Below are 19,864 nucleotides of genomic sequence, written 5' to 3'. Positions count from 1 at the left end.
TAGTTTCAAACGGTACAGTATTCGATCGAAATATTCATCGTCGCGGCAGGATACAGGAGAAAAGGGGATGTCCGAACGAACCGGGGGCGGTTTTCAAGATGCAGCACGGCGCGCCCCCGCGCGATGGGATGGTGACATTAAATCAGCGGTATTGGCTAAATCCCTCCAAACCCCAGGAGTGGATGGATGCGCCAGGGCTTCAATCTCATCGAGATGGTAATTGCACTCGCGCTCGTTGCCATTGTCGCGGCAGTCACGCTTCCGCGCGCGAGCGGGTTCATCGATCGTATTCAGGTGCGCGGAGCAGTCACTGAGATAGCTGCCCTGTTCTCTACCGCGCGCCACGCCGCCATCGTGCGTGGCGCGCGGGCAACGCTCGAGATCGATACGGGCCGCGGTATAATCGTAGTGCGCGTCGAGGCGGACACCGTGGCGATTCGCGAAATATCAGCGGCACATGGCGTGGGGATCACCACCAACCGCGCCTCTATTACCTATTCGCCGATCGGCGTGGGATACGGTGCGGCCAACTTCACGATGACGGTTCAGCGCAATGACGCTGCCGACACGATCTACGTATCCCGGCTCGGCCGGGTCCGGAATTAGCGGCGAGTCCGGCGGCCGCGGGACATCATCACCGGCGCTTCGCGCACTTCAGTTTCACTTTCCGCCCCCGGCGCGCTGGCGACGGAGCCGAAGTCATACCCCGGCACCGAAATGCGGGGAATCGGCTCGCCAATAATCCGCTCAATCGAGCGCACCATGGCGATCTCATCCGGGGACATGAAGGTGAACGCATCGCCGGTGGCCGCGGCGCGCCCGGTACGACCGATACGATGGACATAATCTTCCGGCTGCTGCGGAACATCATAGTTGATGACATGACTGATGCCCGATACATCAAGGCCGCGCTGGGCTATGTCGGTTGCAACGAGCACGCGCACTTCGCCACTCTTGAAATCCTCGAGCGCGCGCATCCGGTCGATCTGTGACTTGTCGGCATGCATCGCTGTGGAGCTGATCCCCTTTCCTTCGAGATGGCGCACCACCTTGTCGGCGCCATGCTTGGTACGGGTGAAGATGAGAACGGAGTCCATACCCTTTTCCTTCAACAACTCGGCGAGAAGCTCTGTTTTGCGATCGCGCGGCACAGGGTAAACGGCATGAGTTACTGTGCTTGCAGCAGATGACCTCCGGCCAACCTGGACCACGATCGGCTTGCGCAGATATTTGCGGGCGAGCGCTTCGACCTCGGGCGGCATCGTCGCGCTGAACAGCAGTGTCTGCCGGAACCGCGGCACCTCCGCCACTATCCGGTTCAGCTGCGGTGCGAATCCCATGTCGAGCATTCGATCTGCCTCATCGAGCACCAGCACTTCGAGATCGTCAAATACCACGTTCTGGCGTTCCATATGATCGATCAGACGCCCCGGGGTCGCCACGACGACGTCAATCCCCTTCCTGAGCTCCCGGGTTTGTGGTTCGACACCGACGCCTCCAAAAACCGGCAGAACGCGAAGGTCCGTGTTCCTGCCGTACTTGCGAAAGCTCTCCTCCACCTGGATGCAGAGCTCTCGCGTCGGTGTCAGAATCAGAACGCGGACTCGGTGGGCAGGCGCGCCGTCGGTATTTCCCTCGATGAGCCGCTGGATGATCGGCAATGTGAAGCCGGCTGTCTTGCCAGTGCCAGTCTGGGCAAGCGCTATCAGATCGCGCCCGTGCAACGCCAGTGGAATTGCCTGCTGCTGAATCGGCGTGGGGCTCGAATAGCCCGCATCGCGCACAGCATCCAGCAATGCTGGCAAAAGGCCAAGATCCGCAAAGCTCAACAATGATGAATCGGCCTGAGCAGCCAGCGGTGCGGGTGGGCTCGCCGCCGCTTTGCTGCTGCGCCTCTTCTCAACTGGTGTCATTCTGGGTCGAAATATAAGCCTTGACCCCATCGGCCCTGAAAAAATCAACCATGGCGCTGTTGACCAGGTCCGGAGCCTCATCGAAAACAACATGCCCGGCCCCAGGCACTACCATCAGCTCCATGGAGGGACACACCCGCACCCGGGCCTCGACCGTCCCGCGCCGAGCAAGATGGTCTGACGCCCCGGTTATCACCAGACAAGGCATGGTTAGCATTGGGAAGGCAGCAGTCCAGGGGAACTCGTGCAGCAAATGACGCATCGCGCGTGTAAACCCGGGAAACTGAGTGGGCGCCCAATACTCGTCTACGTCGCGCGCAGTGAAGGGCCGCAGTTTCCCATAGACACCATTGAGCATGATCCGGAGCACGGCGCGGGTTGCTATGCGCGGTAGAATTGGTATCGCAGAAGCGGGGGTGGTTGACTGAAACAAGTTCAGACCCGGAACCCCGTCGAATCCCACTGTCGACACCAGCACCACCTTCAGAACTCGCTCCGGGAGTTCGGCAGCGACGTGGGCCGCGAGCGCAGCGCCCATTGACAGTCCCGCGAGGCGCACCTGGTAAAGCCCCAGCGTGTCGAGAATATCGATGACATGGCCGCGCATCGAGGCGAGGGTATAACTGGCTGCCGACTCCGGCTTGTCCGAGAGGCCGTGCCCCTGCAAGTCAACGGCGATGGCGCGGTATCCGGCGGCAGCTATCGGCCCCAGTGTTTCACGGAAAACGTAGGTCGAGCAGCCCCACCCGGGAAGAAACAGCACGGATGGGGAATCCACGTTCCCCGCTTCCACGACCCGCACTCGCAGCCCCGAAGCTAGGCGGGCAAAGTACACCCGAAGCTCAGGATGTCCGGCCGGGAACATCTCTTCAGGCGAGAGGCGCCCACGGAAAACCAATCGACCGCCTGCCCTAGATGATCTTGATCTCGCGGCCGATGAGCTTGCCGATCAATCCGATCCGGAATGTCACGTCAGCCCATGCGGCGCCTGTTGCCATCGCCGCCCCCGCGGTCAGATCCTCGAGAGGGAACATCGGCCAGACGCGGGGATTAGCCGTTGTGGGAACACTGGTGCCCTTGTGCGGATGCCAGACGCCGCTTCGGCCGCGATCATCTTCGAACCGTTCGAACATTTTCAACCAGTTTTCATTTCGTTTGAGGAATCCGAGTCGGGCCATTGTCTCCAGCCACATCAGCGCGAAAGGAATGTCGGCTTCAACGGCATTTCTGTGTGGCAGTCTGTCGCCGAGGATGAAGTTCGGTTGCTCCACCATTTTTGACCCGACCATCTGAACTGGATCCTGACGGGGATTGAGCTGTGAGATATAGGCGTAAATGCGTTCCATCTCGGTGTAATTTTCCTGCCGGAAAATCGGCATGTGCGCGAGCATCGTCAGCGAATAGAACGTCGGTGGCGTGACCTCTGGCGAGAGGACGTGCACATTGCCCACACGCTTCCACGGCTTCTCCGCCAGTGGCGAGCTCAGGTACGCATCGATGCGCTCCATGATTCTTCTCGCGGCGCCCCGAAGCCTGGGGTCGGCCTCATATCCGGCCTGCGCAAGCGTCGCCGCCGCGGCCTCGCGGAGATGAAGACGGCCGCGCCTTACCGAGTCGTCATCCTTCGTCTTGGCAGCCAGCTCGAACAGATACCGGGGGTCGTTATCTTCGGCCAGCAGCCGAAACAGCGGCCGTCTCGCGAGCGCCAGTGGCGGTGATTCGCGGTCCCATCCGTATTCCAGCAGCCTGCGTACTGCCGGGACGGTGCCCACACTAGTGAAATCTGTCGCTTGCCGAGGCACTGACAGCATCGAATTGTTCCAGATGCCATCGACATTTTGCGTTATCGCGAGTCGTATTGCGGGCCCCGAGATATAAGGGAGCCCGTTGAGCGACTGCAGCGTCGCTTCCGGCAGTCTTGCCACTTCTGTCGCCGCGCGGGATTGAATCGGACCTGATGCATTGTCGAAGATCCAGCCCAGCGGGAACGTCATCGTTTCGCCGGGCGTCGCCGGCGGCGTGAGAGAAATTTCGGCAGCGGAACTGGGAACGGTCACGGTCTGCGCTCGACGTCTTTATCGTGGAAAAAGCGTGAGACTTCATCACCTCATGGACATGTTCCCGCCGCGCCCATTGACTAAAGCAGGACACTGGCCGTGTGGTGGCGCGTAAGAATAGCACTTTTTGAACAGGGCGCTAGACCACCCTCCGCAAGTTGTTTGGCGCGAACGACTTAACAATTGCCAACCGCAGTCGTCAAAGGTTGGGTGCGGTCAGCATGGCGCCGCTCAACCTTTCCGGGCACTTGAGAGTACTGATGTGCGACGGATACAACTCGAACAGTCCACATCGGAGAATTCATGAGCTGGATAAGATTGACGATTGCGAGCGTGGCACTTTGTGCCTCCGCATCGGCGGCGGAAGCACAGGGCGCGCCAGGTGGAAGGTCGGCGCAGGGATCGGAGAGAGGCGCGGGTGCTATGCGCGGCAGAATGCAAGCGATGCTTTTTGAGGGAATAACTCTTACGTCAGCGCAACAGGACCAGCTGACAGTGATTCGCAGGAATGCCGCGAAAGCGCGACAGGAGCATATGCCCGACGGCGCCAAGGGCGGTCCGCCTGACCCGGCGATGCGCAAGATGATGATGGAGATGCAGGCGAAACAGCAGGCAGAGATGCGCGCTGTTCTGACTGCGGACCAGCGGACAATCTTCGACCGCAACGTAGCGGCGATGAAATCCAGACAGGAGCAACGGAAGGCGAATCGTTCAAAGAGCTGATTCCGGGACGGACCCTGCGGGCGTCAGCTTCCCTTACGGGGGATAGCGCTCTCCGGGTCGAGGCCCCCGACAGAATAGCGGCTTCCCGGGTTCCATAGTATCCAGCTGTGGAACCCGTTGTCGTATCCGGCTTTCTTCTGAGCCCTCAACTGTTCGGCCCCGTACCGCGGCGCGCCAAGTGTGAAATCCTGGTACCACGGAATCACTTTCGCGGCGCCGGCAATGTTGGCCGTTCTGCGCTTCACGTCTTTCATGGCTGCGGCGATGACAGCGTAGGGACGCGCATTGGGGTTTCCGATCTTATAGGTGCCTGGCGCAAAATGCGACGGATACACCATCGGCAGCACCACATCCGCCTGGTCGACGAACATCTCCCATTTCTGACCGATGCCCATGTCGGTGGTATCGGTTGCCGTCAAGCCAAACACGTCGATGGTGAATGGCATCGTGAGCGGCTTCAGAGTGGTGCGCATGAATGCCAGCTGATCCCGGATCACCTGCGCTCGTATGCGTCCTTTTGCCAATGGATATACAGTCTCGCGGACGAGCCGCTTCTCATCCGGGAATCGGACGTAGTCAAACTGCGCCTCCGCAAATCCCAGATCATACGCCTCTTTCGCCAGGTCCGCCGCATACTGCCACACGGCTCGCTGATGCGGGTCCAGCCACGGCTGGCCATTCTTGTCGAGCCATGGTTCGCCATTGTCCTTCCGCCTGATCGCCCAGTCGAGCCTGGCGTTCGCAAGCAGCGGATCCTTCGCAACAACGATTCTCGCGATTGGATAAATCCCATGCGCCGTCAGTGTATCGAGAAGAGCGCGCACGCGCCTGTGGGCCATCGTGCTGTTGGTGTCGGCACCGATGCTTATCGCAAGTGGAACCCGTGATTTGTACAGCACGAACCCACGATCGTCCTTTACATCTATTACAAAGGCGTTCACTTCGGTCGTTTTTGCAACCTCGATGAGCTGTCCCATTTTCTGACCGAGTGCGGCCCATCTGTTTACGTACAGGCCGCGGACGACGTCAGGGGTAGGCACCCGCACGATCTTCGATTGCGCGATGGAATCAGCGACAAGAGAATCCCGGCGTGCCTTCGCCGACGGCGACATCGCAACCGCGGCCGCGGCCGCGCTTCGTTCCGTGACGTTACCGTTGCGTTCGGCGGCGCCGGCTCGATCTTCGCAACCCTGGCCGGCGATTACCGCCGCAATCAGAGCGCAGGCAACTGTCGTTCTGCAGTGCACTAGAGCGCGTTGACCTCAGCGGCGGCGTCGGAGAGATATCCCATCTCTTTTACCACCACCTGCGCCTGTTGGGTGACCATGGTGAGACCGTTGGAAGCGGCGGTCATCCCGGCCGACCGATAACGCAGCAGCTCCAGTCGCATGCTTCGCAGAAGGCTGCGGCAGTGTTCCAGTTTCGTCTCTGCTTCGCGCCGACGCTTTCCGAGATCCGCCACTACCCGGCGCTGCCGTTTCAGATGCGCCAGGCGCCTGACACGATCCTCGCTTGCGCTGTGCTCGAGCGGATTCGCCTGACCTTCGAGCAGGGTGATCTCGCTCTCGATCGATTCCGGGGTGTCACGATTGTCGCGCAGATCAAGCTCGGCGAGAATCGTCGCAACCTGCATCGCCTTTCTGTAAATGGCATCGGCGGACTGCGCGACATCGGGAATCTGAGCGCGCTCTTCCTTTGTCATCGTCTGAAGCTGCCGGTGAATTTCGTCCCGATCCATGCGCACTGACGCCAGCGCTGATCCGTACGGAGAATTGTCCGCGGGCAATGGCCGGGCCGGGCCGGTTTCGCCGGGAAGCGGCGATCGCGTCATATGGCCTCCCGGGCCGACACGACGGCCGGAAGACTCCACATGTTCGAACATTCCACCGCTGCTGCGAGCCCGCGCGCGCTCGCGCACCTTTTCACGTCTGCTCTCGTCGAACAACGCCCGGGCATCGTCGATGGTTTCGGCAGCGACGTCGAACATCAGCCGGTCTCGCGGCTGGCGGAACACGTCGCGCCAGTTGTAACCCTCCTGCCACAGCTTGGAATAACTCACCGCCATCCCGATTGACCAGAAACCGGTAACGACAAGAAATCCGCCGTCGGCAAATATCGACAGCGGCACCATGATGGCGTTCACGGCGAGATAAGGGGCAAGTTTCTTCCTGAACTTCTTGACGGGCTCCGCGTGCCACCGGTCCATATCGTCCGGCGACGGCACCGTCGACCGCGGAGCCGCCAGCGCGCGCGCCCCGGACCCGCCACGTTGCAACCCGGCACTGGCCGGCAGCGAGCTTCCGGCCATCGCCATCGGCCGTACTTCAGGGGCGTTGAAGGCCGTTCTGTCCATGAGCGTCGGCATAATTCCGCTCGTAAGCGCTGTCACCACCGATTCCGCATTTGGCAGTCGGTTCGCCGGGTCTTTTTCGAGCAACATCATGATGACTCGGGCCAGATCAAACGGTAGATCGATCCGACGCTCATCAACGGGTCTGGGACGCTCCGACATGTGCTTCACCAGCATCGACGGAGTGTTCGGAGCGTTGAATGGCAGTTCTCCGCAGGCCATCTGATATCCGACCACGCCCAGTGAGTACAGGTCGCTTCGGCCATCGATCTCCGACTCGCCCGCTGACTGTTCCGGAGACATGTACGCAGGGGTCCCGATTGCCATGCCTGTGGCCGTCAGCCGCGAATCACCCTGGTCAGTCAGGGCCCGCGCAATGCCGAAATCGGTTACCATCGCGCGACCCGTATCCGCATCCAGCAGGATGTTATCCGGCTTGATGTCACGATGAACGACGTTGCGCTTGTGGGCATATCCCAATGCATCGGCGACTTCGCGGAGAATGCGCCGGGTCTCGGCGGGATCCATCGCGCCGTGACGCTCGAGCCGCGTCGCCAGGTTGTCCCCGGCAATGTAGGCCATGATGAAGTAAACGAGGTTCTCGCGCTCCTCGACGTTGTATATGGGAACGATGTTGGGGTGGCTGAGGCCCGCCGCTGTCTCCGCCTCGCGGAGAAACCGCTGGCGGATATCGGAGCGAAACGCCAGCTCGGGAGGGAGCAGCTTGACGGCGACGTTGCGCTTGAGACGGTTGTCTCGCGCACAATAGACGATCCCCATGCCCCCGCGTCCGACCTCACCGTCGATCACATAGTTGGGCGCGAGAACGGTGGCTACATGCGCCCCAAGGGTGTCATCAGGTCTTAATGGCATGGTACCCGCGTCATCCCGACATACGAAATTTGCGAATCATGCCCCCATGGCGTAAATCCGTTGCTTGAAAGATGCAGTATTGAGTGGGTCAATCACTGAACGATGCAGTAACACGACGCATCACTAAATGTACTCGTTTCAATATCCGGAATAATTATGGCACCGCGTCAAACTATACCCGTACTCCCGCTTCGCGGAACAGTAATCTTTCCCGGTCTCACCGCGCCGATTGCGGCCGGGAGGCCAGGCACGCTCAGAGCCATCGAGTCGGCGCTGAAAGGCGATCGCCTTGTCTTTGCAGTTGCACAGCGAGACAACACCGACGAGCCCAGCCCCGACATACTCTATTCGATGGGCGTGATAGCGCGCATCGGGCAGGTCCAGCGGGGCCTTGGCGGAGTTCAGCTGTTGCTCCAGGGCGAGCAACGCGCCACCGCACTTCAGTACACTACAACTGACGGGTATCTCAGCGCGATCATCGTTCCCGCCGAAGAAATGAACCCGGTGAACGAGAACGATCCGGCTTTTACCGCTCTCCAGAAGGAAACGCGGGAACGCGCTGCCGAGCTTGGCGAACGCCGGGGTCTGCCTGAGGAAGTCGTGCATCAGGTTCTCGACGCCGTCACCGAGCCCGGCAGATTTGCGGATCTCGTGGCCGGCTATATCGAACTGCCAGTGCCTGAAAAGCAGGGCCTTCTTGAAACACTCAGCATCGAGGATCGGCTGCGCCGCGTGCTCGTGCATGTGCAGCGCCAGGTGGGTCTGCTCGAAGCGCAGGAAGACATCAAGTCGCAGGTTCAGGAAGAGCTTGGTGAGCGTCAGCGCGAGATGTATCTGCGCGAGCAGATGAAGGCGATTCAGAAGGAGCTTGGCGACGACGACCAGAGCAAGGAGATCAGCGATCTCCGCGAAAAACTCAGCAAGCTCGAGCTGAGCAAGGATGCGCGTTCCGAGGTGGAGCGCGAGCTCGGACGGCTCGAGCGGGCTGGACGCGAGTCGATGGAAGCGCAGGTCATCCGGACTTATCTGGAATGGATTGCGGAGCTTCCCTGGAACGACCGTTCAGACGATCAGCTCGATCTGAACCATGCTGCGAAAGTCCTGGATGAGGATCACTATGGTCTGACTGATGTGAAAGACCGCGTGCTGGAATTTCTGGCGGTCCGCCAGCTCCGTGCTCAGCAACTCGCGAAGGAAGTCGAGGTGGAGGGCGAGCTGCCGGCGTCGATACTCGAGCCCGAACGGGATGACGCAACGCCGTCTCTGGCAGAAGGCATGGACGGCGATCGTGTAATTACGGATCAGAAAGAGGTGAAGGCGCGCGCAATGGCCAGAGGCCCGATTCTGCTCTTCATCGGTCCGCCGGGTGTCGGAAAGACGTCGATTGCCAAGTCCATTGCCCGTTCACTGGGACGCGAGTACGTGCGCGTTGCACTCGGCGGGGCGCGCGACGAGGCTGATATTCGCGGGCACCGCCGTACGTATGTCGGAGCCATGCCCGGAAGAATCATTCAGGGGATGAAACAGGCGGGGACAAAGAATCCTGTTTTTCTGCTGGATGAAGTGGACAAGCTCGGCACGTCATATCAGGGCGATCCTTCGAGCGCATTGCTCGAAGTGCTCGACCCTGCGCAGAACGACACATTCACCGATCACTACCTCGGCATTCCGTTCGACCTGAGCGAAGTGTTGTTCATCGCGACGGGAAATTTCGTGCAGAACATTCCGGGTCCATTGCTCGACCGGATGGAAGTCGTCGATTTTGCCGGCTACACCGAGCGGGAGAAGGCGGAGATCGCCAAGAAATACCTTATTCCCCGGCAGCTCGAGGAATCTGGGCTCAGCGACAAGGGCACTGCATTCACCGACGAAGCGGTAATGAGTATCGTTTCCAATTACACCCGTGAGAGTGGAGTGCGTCAGCTGGAGCGCCAGCTCGGTGCGGTCGCGCGGAAGGTGGCGCGGAAGATTGCCATCGGCGAGACAGGCGAGATCGTCGACTCAATCATCACTGCCGACGAGGTGCGCGAGCTTCTTGGCCGGCCCAAGGTTCACCCTGAGCGTGCGCAGGAAATGAATGAGGTGGGGATTGCGACCGGCATGTATTACACGCCGATGGGCGGCGATATCATGTTCGTCGAGGCGTCGATTCGGCGCTATTACGGCAGTCGGCCGACCGATGCGGAGCAGGTCGGGCCAGGTGGCGCAGTGTCGCTGATTCTCACGGGCCAGCTTGGCGACGTGATGAAGGAATCGGCGCGCGCAGCGTTCACCTATGCCACGAACAACGCCGCCAAGCTGGGCATCCCCAAGGATCGTCTTGGGGCAATCGAAGCGCACATCCACGTGCCGGCAGGAGCAATTCCAAAGGACGGTCCGTCGGCGGGAATTGCGATCGCGACAGCGCTGGTATCAGAGATGTCTGACCGCGAGGTGCGACGCGATGTGGCGATGACCGGTGAGATCACGCTACGGGGGCGGGTGTTGCCGATTGGCGGGCTCAAGGAAAAGGTGCTTGGTGCTCATCGGGCGGGCATCAAGACCATCATCATCCCCAAGGCCAACGAAGGCGATATCGACGATGTGCCCGAAGAAGTACGAAGCGTGTTGAGCTTCCATGCGGTGGAGACCCTCAGCGAGGTACTCAAAATTGCGCTGGTTCCGGTGGAGCAGGCGGCACCGCAACCGCTGGAGGCAATGGCGGGGGCGGCCTGAGGAGTCAACGATATTGAGAGACACTCGGGAGGGCTGATGGCTGGAAGCCCTCCCGATTCTGCGAGGAGCTCGTTGAACGGTATGTGAAAGCAGAACCCAAGGAAACGTAGATCTCCCGCCTAGAACACCGCGGAGACGATCGGGTAAGTCCCCCGCCGGCCCATCCCCGCAAACAACAACCCAGTTGGCGAAAAGCTCACATTAAGGCGCGACTTGTTCCCCGCCGCAACCGTCTGCGGCACCAGGGCTGACCCGCTTCGCGACCCCGCCCGCCTCGGAGCGATCTGGTTTTCAGTCAGCAGCATCCCGAGGTACCCGCCCACCGTCGCTGCGGCGAGGACGACTCTTCCATCGTCGGTTTGAGCGGCGACCGGGAGTGCTACCCCGATCAGGCCGCCCGCAAGAGTTCCCAGCTGAAGGAGTCTCGATTCCGCGACCGTATGATCGAAGCTTCGTACAAGAAACCGATCGCCGGCGATGAGGCCAAGCGCGTATCCGGCGGTGATAATGGCCGACGCTGCTTCATCGGACACGTTTGAATCCACCAACGGAATAGCGGCAACGGCGGCGCCGAGGTAGCTGGCGGGAAGAAGAGTACCTACATCGCCCGCTGTCACGTTGTACGATGCACGCCGCACGTAGCGGCGGCCGAGCGGATAGCCGAGTATGCCGGCACCGATGACCAGCCCGGCACCGACACGACTGCTGCCTTCATCATCGAACAATCCCGTGCTGCCGATCAAGCCGGTGGCCATCAGAGCCGCGACGGTAATTCCATAAGACGTGCCATGCGCCTCGGCGTCCGTCATTGGTTTGCCGAGAACAAAGCCCGCGACGTTGCCTGCAACGCCGCCGGCCAGCGTCACCGCCGCGGCCGATCGATCGCTGGCCTCATTTTCGCCGGCAAGCGCGTAAAGCGCCAGATTTGCCGCTGCGGCGCCTTTTAGCGCGCCGTGCCACGACAAATGGTTCTGTGCCCGCGATACCGGCTTGCTCTTCGTGATGTTGTTGGCCAGGAAGAATGTTCCTCCCGCGACGAGCAGGTAGGCCGCGGTACCCGCGGCGGGATCTTCCGTGATCGCCGCTGCTGCGGGTCCGTAGAGAAAGGCGCCGAGCGCGGTCTGATTCACGACGTACAACCCTCGCACCGGCTCCGATACCATCATCGGCGCGCTGTCCGGCCCCATGCGCAACTGTGCCAGCGCGATGCCGCGAGCCACCGCGCCCGCGAGCTGTGCACGCTTGATGGCATCGAGCGGAAAACGGTCGATCGTTCCCTGCGGCCTGCGCACAACGAGAACGAACGATCGCGTGGCGTCTTCGAGAGAATAAAGGCGCGCATCAAGGTAGTCGCCAGTTACAGGCCAGACCGCAGCGTCGAGCGACAGCCGGGCGGCAAGTGGGGGAGTTATCACGTCTACTCTTCCGGTACTATCGAATGCCACCGGCAGTTCCCGCACCTGCGCGTGGACTGCCGGGGCGGATGCCATCAACGCGCCAGCGACCAATGTGGAGAGGACAATGGAGCGGATACCGCGCGCGAATTTCAGAGTGAAGGATTGCATGGATAGGTTAGCTAGAGACAGAATGATTGTTCGCATCCCCGCATGCCGGTTAGCGTGACAGCATATTGGGCGATCGTTCGAATTCGCAGAATACGTAAGGCTACGTAGTAATAGCGCGGAATTCCGCAAAAGAATGGATCAGGAATTCTTCGGGGTTTCGTTCGTGCAACCCTATGAAAGGGCGGGCATGGCGTCTAGAAACCGATCGGGCCCCACCTGAAGACCTTCCACGGATCCGCACGCAGTGCTTCCGGCTCCGTGCCCTCGACGAAATACTCTGTGTATCGTCGCTCCGCGGGCGTGGTGAGCGTTGCCATCTGCCCCGTTGCGCGGTCCAGCTCGCCGCTGATAACGCCCAGTGGCGGAGTCCAGCGTTCGGCGCTGCGCTCCGACGCCGACCGGCCTCTCCCCGCCGCGTAATACCTGGCCATCATCTTTCCCCAGATGGGTGCGGCAAGCGACCCGCCCGCAGCGCCCGGAGTTATGGTTTTCGGCTTGTCGAACCCGAGCCACACGCCCGCGACGATATCGGGCGTTAGCCCAACAAACCAGACGTCGGTGTTGTCGTTCGTTGTCCCGGTCTTCCCCGCAACGGGAATGCTCGCCGGAAGGTACCGGCGGACGGACGATGCGGTACCGCGCTCGACGACATCGCGCATCATGTCCCGCACGACGAATGTCGCGCGCTGGTCGAGCGCCGGCGGCAACGCGCGCACTGGCGCGAAGTGCACGACCTTTCCGGCACGGTCCTCGATGCGGTGCAGAAATCGCGGCTCGACGGGTGTGCCGAGGTTGGCGAATGTCGTATATGCGGCGACCAGATCGAGCGGCTGCACGACCGATGCGCCGATCGCGCTCGACGGCACCTGGGCAACCGGCGATTGAATACCCATTCGCCGGGCGAGGGCGGTTATCGAATCGATTCCCACCTGCTGGCCGATCTGGACAGCGACGACGTTTCGCGATTTCGAGAGAGCTTCCCGAAGCGTGATGGGACCGAGATACTCGTTATCGGAATTGTCTGGCCGATAGAAGCTTCCGTTTGGCAATCGGATGGCGATCGCCGTGTCGCCGACGATTGCGTTCGGCGGAATACTGTCAGCAATCGCCGCGGCATACACTATCGGCTTGAACGACGAGCCAGGCTGCCGGCGTGCATCCACCGCACGGTCGAATTGTGAATCGTTGTAGTCACGCCCGCCAATCAGCGCGCGTACATCGCCCGTCGTGGGGTCGATCGCCACTACCAGGCCTTGCAGGTATTCCGAGCCGCCGCTGCCCGAGCCGGTAGTCGGATGCCGGTAACCGGCACGCGCCTCGACTTCGGCGGTGCCCTCGGCGAGCGCCGCGATTGCAGCTGCCTGCATCGCTGGATCGAGTGAAGTGTAGATACGGTAACCGCCGGCGGTGACCGGTACGCCCGCCCGCTGTGCCTGAATTTTGACGACGTTGACGAAATACGGCGCCGGCACGGCAACGCCGTAGTTGGGTGCGGTGACCAGAGGTGTGTTCTGCGCGGCGCGCGCCTGGGCGGGGGTGATGAAACGCTGCTGTGCCATGACGGCGAGGACAGTATTGCGCCGCTCTCTGACACGGTCGGGGTGCTTCACCGGTTCATACAGCTCGGGCCCCTTGGGCATCGCCGCAAGCGTTGCTGCCTCGGCCAGTGACAGCCTCGACGCGGGCTTGCCAAAGTAATGGCGAGCGGCGCTTTCGATTCCAAAATACCCGTGAGCGAAACTGATCTGATTGAGAAACGCCTCGAGAATCTGTTCCTTGCTGTAACGTTTTTCCATCTCGCGCGCGGCTGCCTGCTCGCGCAGCTTGCGGCCAAGAGTTCTGTCGGTTCGGTCGATGATGTCCGGGTGCATGTTGCCGACGAGAAGCTGCGTGATCGTGCTTGCTCCCCTGCGGTCTCCCAGGATGTTGTCCTTGATTGCGCCGGCTATACCGACCACGTCGACGCCATCGTGCTGGTAGAACCGCTGATCCTCGATTGCGACGAACGCCTGCGGAACGTACTTCGGAAGAGTTCGGATCGAAATACTGGTTCGGATCTGATTACCAATCTCGGCGAGAAGTGACCCGTCCCGGGCGAAGATCTGAGACGATTGCGGTTGCGGAACAATCCGCCACGGCTCGGTGGATCGCTGTGCGAGGGCCACGGCCGGCGCGCACATGGCGATCGAGAGTGCGAGCGCGAGCGACAGTTGCCCGCGCCGCGAGTGAATGACAACTTCATGGCAATGCATCAATCCGTTCACCTGGCAATCGTACAGTTCAAACCCGTCAAGGGCGATTACGGCGGCAACCTCGAACATCTGGGCGAAATATTTGCCCAGCTCGACTCACTGTCGCCACGACCACAGGTGGCATTTCTGCCGGAGACCGCCGTAAGCGGGTACTTCCTCGAAGGAGGAGTTCGCGACCACGCAGTCACGGCCGGAACACTCGTTCGCGACCTGAGCGCGCGATATAACGCCGCCGTTCCATCCTGTGAGCCAATGGATGTCGGCCTCGGGTTCTACGAGATCTGGAACAATTCAATCTACAACAGCGCCCTGTACGTAACGCTTGGCGGGGACTCGCCGATAGTTAGGCATGTGCATCGCAAGGTATTTCTTCCGACGTATGGATTGTTTGACGAGGAGCGATTCGTCGATCGCGGGTTCGAGATCCGGGCGTTCGACACCAGCTGGGGTCGCGCGGCGATACTCGTTTGCGAAGATGCGTGGCACAGCATGTCGGCGACGATCGCGGCACTCGACGGAGCGCAGATAATCTTCGTTCCTTCGGCGTCTCCCGCGCGCGGACTTTTTCCGCGCAGCGATGATCATGCAGGCCCGGCGAGTCTCGAGCGCTGGGAGCGACTCGCTCGTGACATATCATCTGAGCATGGCGTGTTCACCGCACTCGTTCAACTGGTGGGGGCGGAAGGAGGCAAGACCTTCCCAGGTGGCTCGGTAGTCGCGGGGCCGAGAGGAGATGTGAAGCTGAGGGCACCGCTCTGGGATGAGTCGATCGCAACAGTGACGCTCGATACTTCCGACCTCACGAGGGCACGTGTTGAGCTGCCGCTGCTCACCGACCTTCAGACAATGCTGCCCCACCTGATACGTACTATCGGCAAGATCCAGATCAACGAGCCGCTGCCACTCGCATACGATCCGCCGTCCAGCGACGGTGCGTCGCCGGTGGGGATCGTGTCCAGCGGGCTCAAGCAACCGATGACGTCGGGCCGCACGCCAGTTGGAAAAAATGCATCAAGTGGCACGGCGGCTTCCACTGTCATCGTCGTTTCTGCAACCGCTTCTGTAATCGGGCCGCCACCGCTTGACATCGACCCGGCGCTGACGGCCGACTGGCTGGTGTCGTTTCTGCGGGAAGATCTTGGCCGTCGCGGCTTCAAAAAGGGCGTCATCGGTATTTCTGGCGGCGTCGATTCGGCAGTGACGGCCTGGCTTGCGGCAAAGGCGCTCGGACCCTCGAACGTGATTGGCGTTCGACTGCCCTATCGCACCTCGAGCGCCGACTCGCTGGCGCACGCCGAGCTCGTCATCGACATGCTGGGTATTGATGGCCGCACTCTAGATATCTCGCCGGCCGTGGATGGCTACCTTTCCAGTGAGCCGGACGCTGGCCCCGCCCGAAGGGGCAACGTCATGGCACGAATGCGCATGATCGCGCTATTTGACCTCTCGGCCAAACACCACGCGCTACCTGTTGGCACCGGCAACAAGACCGAGCGGCTGATGGGCTATTTCACCTGGCACGCCGACGATTCACCGCCGGTGAATCCGCTAGGCGATCTCTTCAAGACGCAGGTGTGGGCGCTCGCGCGTCACCTGGGTGTACCGGAGGAAATCGTTGGTAAACCCGCGTCGGCCGACCTCATCGAGGGCCAGACCGACGAGGGCGACTTCGGATTGAGCTACGCGCGCGCCGATCAGATTCTGAACTGGCTCGTAAACGGTTACACCCGGGCGGATGCAGAGGCACACGGATTCACGGCTGATGAAGTCGATCTCGTGCACAAGCGGCTCTCGTCAACGCACTGGAAGCGGAAGCTGCCGACCGTCGCAATGCTGAGTCATAGCGCTATCGGCGAGACGTATCTGAGGCCGGTGGATTATTGATACGCGGTCGACCTCGTCAGCGTTCCCACAACCCTGGAGAGCGGGATAGCCGCAGGGGATGAAGCAACAACACTACTTCGCCACGCATGACCCTGCCACCACCCCCAACTCCGGCGGCGTTCTGAATTCACAGGTCGACATGAGCTGATACTTGCGGTTGTACTCATTCTCGGCTTTGGCCACTTCAGCGAGCTTGGCAAAGAGCGCCGTGGAATCCGTCGTCTTCGCGCAATAGGGCAGATAATATCGCGGGCCTCCGCACGAGCGATTCCCAACCGGTGCAGCCCTGCATTCAGTCGACGCCGAGCAGCCATTGGTCTTTGCTATCGCCTTGGCTCGTTCCTCGAGACGGAGAATCGCAGCCCAGTCGCCCTCTTTGGTGCCCGGGGCAATCCCGGTATTCGAGCCAGGCGGTGGGTCCTGCGGCGGCTGTTCACTTGCGAGCGGACCCTGAGCGCAGCCAACGAGAAACATTGCGCTGAAAAAGAGCAGTGCTCGATTTGTCGTCTTACGTGTCATTGCAAGTCTCCATTGGTGAGTCGTGGAATGAAATGTGACAAGAATTGAGCCACTCGATATGACCATGCCGACTGGCGCCATGTTCCCGCCCAACTCCGGCCACTATTATTAGCGTCAGCACTCTTCAACGAGCCCGATGGCAACCAGAACTATTCCCGATCGCAAGACGTCCCGGCAGTCCCCCGCTGGCCTGAGCCCCGACGTGCTCGTCCAAGCGTACCGGAATATGCTGCTGTCGAGGCGGATTGACGATAAGGAAGTGCAGCTCAAGCGTCAGAACAAGATCTTCTTCCAGATCTCTGGCGCGGGGCATGAGGCGATTCTCACGGCCGCGGCGATGGTGGCCCGTCCCGCCTACGACTGGTTCTACACATACTATCGCGATCGCGCGCTCTGCCTCCAACTGGGGGTGACGCCGGCAGAAATGCTTTACGAAGCCGTCGGTGCGGCAATCGATCCCGCCTCCGGTGGTCGTCAGATGCCGAGCCACTGGGGGCACAAGGATTACAACATCGTGTCGGCGTCGTCACCTACGGGCACCCAGTTCCTGCAGGCCGTTGGCTCAGCCGAAGCGACGCTTCGCGCGAAGCTTCTCGGGATTACCGAAGGGTTTCAGGACGATGAGGTGGTTCTGGTGTGCACCGGTGATGGAACCACCAGCGAGGGAGAATTCTGGGAATCGCTCAACACCGCCGCGAACCTGAAGCTCCCCATCGTGTATCTCGTGGAAGACAATGGCTACGCGATCTCGGTTCCAGTGGAGGTGAACACTGCCGGCGGTTCAATCTCGAAACTGGTACGATCGTTTCCGAATTTTCTGATCGAGGAAGTCGATGGCTGCGATTTCGTCGCCAGCCACGAGGTCATGACCCGTGCGGTGGAATACGCACGGTCGCGAAAAGGACCTGCGCTGGTGCATGCGAAAGTCATTCGGCCCTATTCGCATTCGCTCTCCGACGACGAGACGATGTACCGGCCGGCTGGGGAGCGTGATGCCGACGCCGCTCGCGACCCGATCGTCGTCTTTCCGAAGTGGCTCGTTGCCGAAGGGCATGCGACGGATGAGGAGCTGGAGCGTGTTGCGGCGGAAGTCGACGAAATTGTTCTCGCCGCTACCGACGATGCTCTCGCGCAACCGCAGCCCGGCGCCGATACGATTCACTACGCTGTTTATTCGCCGGATGTGGATCCGCGTAGCGAGCAGTTCGATACCGAGGATGATCCGCAGTTCACCGGCGATCCGACGACGATGGTGGATCTACTCAACGCCTGCATGAAGGATGAGATGCGGCGTAATGAGAAAATGCTGATGTTCGGCGAAGACGTCGCGGATGTTTCACGCGAGGAGCATCTCGACAAGGTCAAAGGCAAAGGCGGCGTCTTCAAGGTGACGTGGGGTCTTCAGCGCGAGTTCGGTGGCGCGCGCGTGTACAATACGCCACTGGCGGAAGCAAACATCGTCGGCCGTGCCATCGGGCTGGCCATCCGCGGTTTCAAGCCAGTCGTCGAAGTACAGTTCTTCGACTACATCTGGCCTGCTTACATGCAGATTCGGGACGAGCTGGCGACAATGCGCTGGAGATCGAACAACACGTTTTCGGCGCCCGTCGTTATTCGTACGACCTATGGCGGCTATATCCGGGGAGCCCTTTATCATTCACAGACGGGCGCGTCGTTGTTCACGCACTGTCCCGGCCTACGGGTGGTTTGTCCCGCAACAGCGCTCGATGCCAGCGGCCTGCTGAGAACGGCCATCCGCTGCGACGACCCCGTGATTTTTCTGGAGCACAAGCACCTGTACCGGCAGACTTACAACAAGAGCGCGAACCCCGGGCCCAACTTCATGATTCCCTTCGGCAAGGCAAAGGTCGTGCGAGAAGGGACGGATGTCAGCCTCATCACCTACGGCGCAACGCTGCAGCGCGCGATAACAGCCGCGAATGCAGTTGCCGAGGAGGGGATCTCAGTCGAGGTGATCGATCTCAGAACGCTTAATCCGTGGGACCAGGAGACGGTGTTCGAGTCCGTCAAAAAAACATCGCGGGTAATTGTCGCGTACGAAGACTCAATGTCGTGGGGATACGGCGCCGAGATTGCCGCTGAAATCGCGAATGAGTGCTTCGCCTGGCTCGATGCGCCGGTAATGCGCGTGGCGTCAACCGATACGTTCGTCGGTTATGCGCCGCAGCTCGAGGATGCGATTCTGCCCCAGATCGAGGATTTCAAGGTGGCGTACCGGGCGATTTCCAGCTACTGATTTCAGGCTATCATGCGCTCGGGCACGTCCCGTGAAGGTGCCTCATCCTGCACGCGGCGCGGCGCGGAGTCGCTGAGTGTCATCACCATTTCGTCAGCGCGGGGTACCGCACCTGTAACTCGCGTGATGATGCTCTCCATTCGGCGGAAGAAATCGATCTTCGTGAGCGCGCGATTGCACCAGCCATTGGTGATGCAGTAATTCATCGCGAATGGAGACGTGTGATGTTCGACATGCTCCTCGCGGCTCAGGATAAATCCCTTGCGTTGAAGCCATCCGACAAACTTCGGGGGATGCGGCATGTGCGCCCACTGGTGGACCTGATTGGTCGGAAGGCCTACCGCAGACATCGACACGATGAAGAGGGCAATGAGTTTGCCGAATCCGCCTGTAAGGGGAATCGCAAATGCGGCGACCAGAATCGGAAGCGTGACGATCGCGACATCGCCGTTCAGGCCAACAAATCCGCGTCGGAGGATGTCCTCAGGGTCGATGTGGTGAACGCGGAACGGCCGGAGGAAGCGGGGCCCGACAATCGGTGTCTGCTGGCTTCCCCAGCTATCCGCAATCCAGTGGACGACCCCTGATGCGAGGTCCGAAGCGACCCACGCCGCGGCAAGCGCCAGCGGCAGATACCATTGCAGGATCGCCGACGCTTCTGCGAGCCGCGAAATGTGCACGCCAACGAGCGAGTACGCGGCGAGGACACAGCCTGCCTGGATGAGCCGGGTCAGTAACATGATCTTGTGATTTGTG

14 protein-coding genes are annotated in these 19,864 nt (G+C 60.7%); 5 read left to right on the top strand and 9 right to left on the bottom strand.

Translation table 11 applies throughout. From position 1 onward, the window contains the following. Window positions 1–186 precede the first annotated feature (186 nt). Entirely contained in the window at window positions 187–606 is a 420-nt protein-coding gene (locus WKF55_12540) for a GspH/FimT family pseudopilin (GenBank protein ID MEJ7760405.1), read from the top strand. Here WKF55_12540 and WKF55_12535 read toward each other — a convergent pair. From WKF55_12535 to WKF55_12525, 3 genes are all read right to left on the bottom strand, one after another. Further along, a complete protein-coding gene (locus tag WKF55_12535) occupies window positions 603–1,913 on the bottom strand; it encodes a DEAD/DEAH box helicase (GenBank protein ID MEJ7760404.1) in 1,311 nt (436 codons plus the stop codon). The genes WKF55_12540 and WKF55_12535 overlap by 4 nt on opposite strands. Beyond that, entirely contained in the window at window positions 1,900–2,691 is a 792-nt protein-coding gene (locus WKF55_12530) for an alpha/beta hydrolase (GenBank protein ID MEJ7760403.1), read from the bottom strand. The genes WKF55_12535 and WKF55_12530 overlap by 14 nt, the downstream gene beginning before the upstream one ends. A gap of 133 nt (window positions 2,692–2,824) precedes the next feature. Next, on the bottom strand, window positions 2,825–3,970 hold the full coding sequence (locus WKF55_12525; protein ID MEJ7760402.1) for a hypothetical protein: 1,146 nt from the start codon (window positions 3,968–3,970) through the stop codon (window positions 2,825–2,827). A gap of 303 nt (window positions 3,971–4,273) precedes the next feature. On the opposite strand from WKF55_12525, the gene WKF55_12520 reads away from it, so the two are divergent. Beyond that, window positions 4,274–4,693 carry a hypothetical protein gene (locus WKF55_12520; GenBank protein MEJ7760401.1) on the top strand — a complete coding sequence of 140 codons (420 nt, stop codon included), beginning with the start codon at window positions 4,274–4,276 and terminating at the stop codon, window positions 4,691–4,693. Between the two features lie 23 nt (window positions 4,694–4,716). On the opposite strand, the gene WKF55_12515 is transcribed toward WKF55_12520, so the two are convergent. Both WKF55_12515 and WKF55_12510 read right to left on the bottom strand, forming a co-directional pair. Beyond that, on the bottom strand, window positions 4,717–5,940 hold the full coding sequence (locus WKF55_12515) for a putative glycoside hydrolase (protein MEJ7760400.1): 1,224 nt from the start codon (window positions 5,938–5,940) through the stop codon (window positions 4,717–4,719). After that, window positions 5,940–7,916, bottom strand: coding sequence for a protein kinase (locus WKF55_12510; protein MEJ7760399.1), 1,977 nt, complete (start codon window positions 7,914–7,916; stop codon window positions 5,940–5,942). The genes WKF55_12515 and WKF55_12510 overlap by 1 nt, the downstream gene beginning before the upstream one ends. A gap of 156 nt (window positions 7,917–8,072) precedes the next feature. Between WKF55_12510 and lon the strand changes: the two genes are divergently transcribed. After that, window positions 8,073–10,631, top strand: a complete 2,559-nt coding sequence (gene lon / locus WKF55_12505) for an endopeptidase La (protein ID MEJ7760398.1) — start codon at window positions 8,073–8,075, stop codon at window positions 10,629–10,631. Between the two features lie 119 nt (window positions 10,632–10,750). On the opposite strand, the gene WKF55_12500 is transcribed toward lon, so the two are convergent. Continuing rightward, complete coding sequence (locus tag WKF55_12500) at window positions 10,751–12,196, bottom strand: hypothetical protein (protein MEJ7760397.1); 1,446 nt, start codon at window positions 12,194–12,196, stop codon at window positions 10,751–10,753. Window positions 12,197–12,390: 194 nt separating this feature from the next. Beyond that, window positions 12,391–14,448: a PBP1A family penicillin-binding protein gene (locus WKF55_12495; protein ID MEJ7760396.1), complete on the bottom strand. Its 2,058-nt coding sequence runs from the start codon at window positions 14,446–14,448 to the stop codon at window positions 12,391–12,393. On the opposite strand from WKF55_12495, the gene WKF55_12490 reads away from it, so the two are divergent. After that, entirely contained in the window at window positions 14,437–16,332 is a 1,896-nt protein-coding gene (locus WKF55_12490) for an NAD+ synthase (GenBank protein MEJ7760395.1), read from the top strand. The two genes, WKF55_12495 and WKF55_12490, sit on opposite strands and share 12 nt — an antisense overlap. 72 nt (window positions 16,333–16,404) lie before the next feature. Here the strand turns inward: WKF55_12490 and WKF55_12485 are convergent, their stop codons facing one another. Continuing rightward, window positions 16,405–16,851, bottom strand: a complete 447-nt coding sequence (locus tag WKF55_12485; protein ID MEJ7760394.1) for a hypothetical protein — start codon at window positions 16,849–16,851, stop codon at window positions 16,405–16,407. 136 nt (window positions 16,852–16,987) lie between these two features. Here WKF55_12485 and WKF55_12480 point away from each other — a divergent pair, with 136 nt between their 5' ends. After that, complete coding sequence (locus WKF55_12480; protein ID MEJ7760393.1) at window positions 16,988–19,108, top strand: dehydrogenase E1 component subunit alpha/beta; 2,121 nt, start codon at window positions 16,988–16,990, stop codon at window positions 19,106–19,108. Window positions 19,109–19,110: 2 nt separating this feature from the next. Here WKF55_12480 and WKF55_12475 read toward each other — a convergent pair whose 3' ends face one another. Continuing rightward, complete coding sequence (locus WKF55_12475) at window positions 19,111–19,848, bottom strand: fatty acid desaturase family protein (protein ID MEJ7760392.1); 738 nt, start codon at window positions 19,846–19,848, stop codon at window positions 19,111–19,113. Window positions 19,849–19,864 lie beyond the last annotated feature (16 nt).

Source organism: Gemmatimonadaceae bacterium (assembly GCA_037721215.1).
Classification (GTDB): domain Bacteria; phylum Gemmatimonadota; class Gemmatimonadetes; order Gemmatimonadales; family Gemmatimonadaceae; genus UBA4720.
The sequence above is the reverse complement of the archived record's forward strand: the minus strand, read 5'-3'. Positions and strand labels throughout refer to the sequence as shown.

Bases quoted from the DNA above. Each gene is read 5' to 3' on its own strand.
- WKF55_12510 (MEJ7760399.1), bottom strand. From the start codon at position 7,916: ATGCCATTAAGACCTGATGACACCCTTGGGGCGCATGTAGCCACCGTT.
- WKF55_12480 (MEJ7760393.1), top strand. From the start codon at position 16,988: ATGGCAACCAGAACTATTCCCGATCGCAAGACGTCCCGGCAGTCCCCC.
- WKF55_12500 (MEJ7760397.1), bottom strand. From the start codon at position 12,196: ATGCAATCCTTCACTCTGAAATTCGCGCGCGGTATCCGCTCCATTGTC.
- lon (MEJ7760398.1), top strand. From the start codon at position 8,073: ATGGCACCGCGTCAAACTATACCCGTACTCCCGCTTCGCGGAACAGTA.
- WKF55_12535 (MEJ7760404.1), bottom strand. From the start codon at position 1,913: ATGACACCAGTTGAGAAGAGGCGCAGCAGCAAAGCGGCGGCGAGCCCA.
- WKF55_12495 (MEJ7760396.1), bottom strand. From the start codon at position 14,448: ATGCATTGCCATGAAGTTGTCATTCACTCGCGGCGCGGGCAACTGTCG.
- WKF55_12485 (MEJ7760394.1), bottom strand. From the start codon at position 16,851: ATGACACGTAAGACGACAAATCGAGCACTGCTCTTTTTCAGCGCAATG.
- WKF55_12520 (MEJ7760401.1), top strand. From the start codon at position 4,274: ATGAGCTGGATAAGATTGACGATTGCGAGCGTGGCACTTTGTGCCTCC.
- WKF55_12475 (MEJ7760392.1), bottom strand. From the start codon at position 19,848: ATGTTACTGACCCGGCTCATCCAGGCAGGCTGTGTCCTCGCCGCGTAC.
- WKF55_12540 (MEJ7760405.1), top strand. From the start codon at position 187: ATGCGCCAGGGCTTCAATCTCATCGAGATGGTAATTGCACTCGCGCTC.
- WKF55_12490 (MEJ7760395.1), top strand. From the start codon at position 14,437: ATGGCAATGCATCAATCCGTTCACCTGGCAATCGTACAGTTCAAACCC.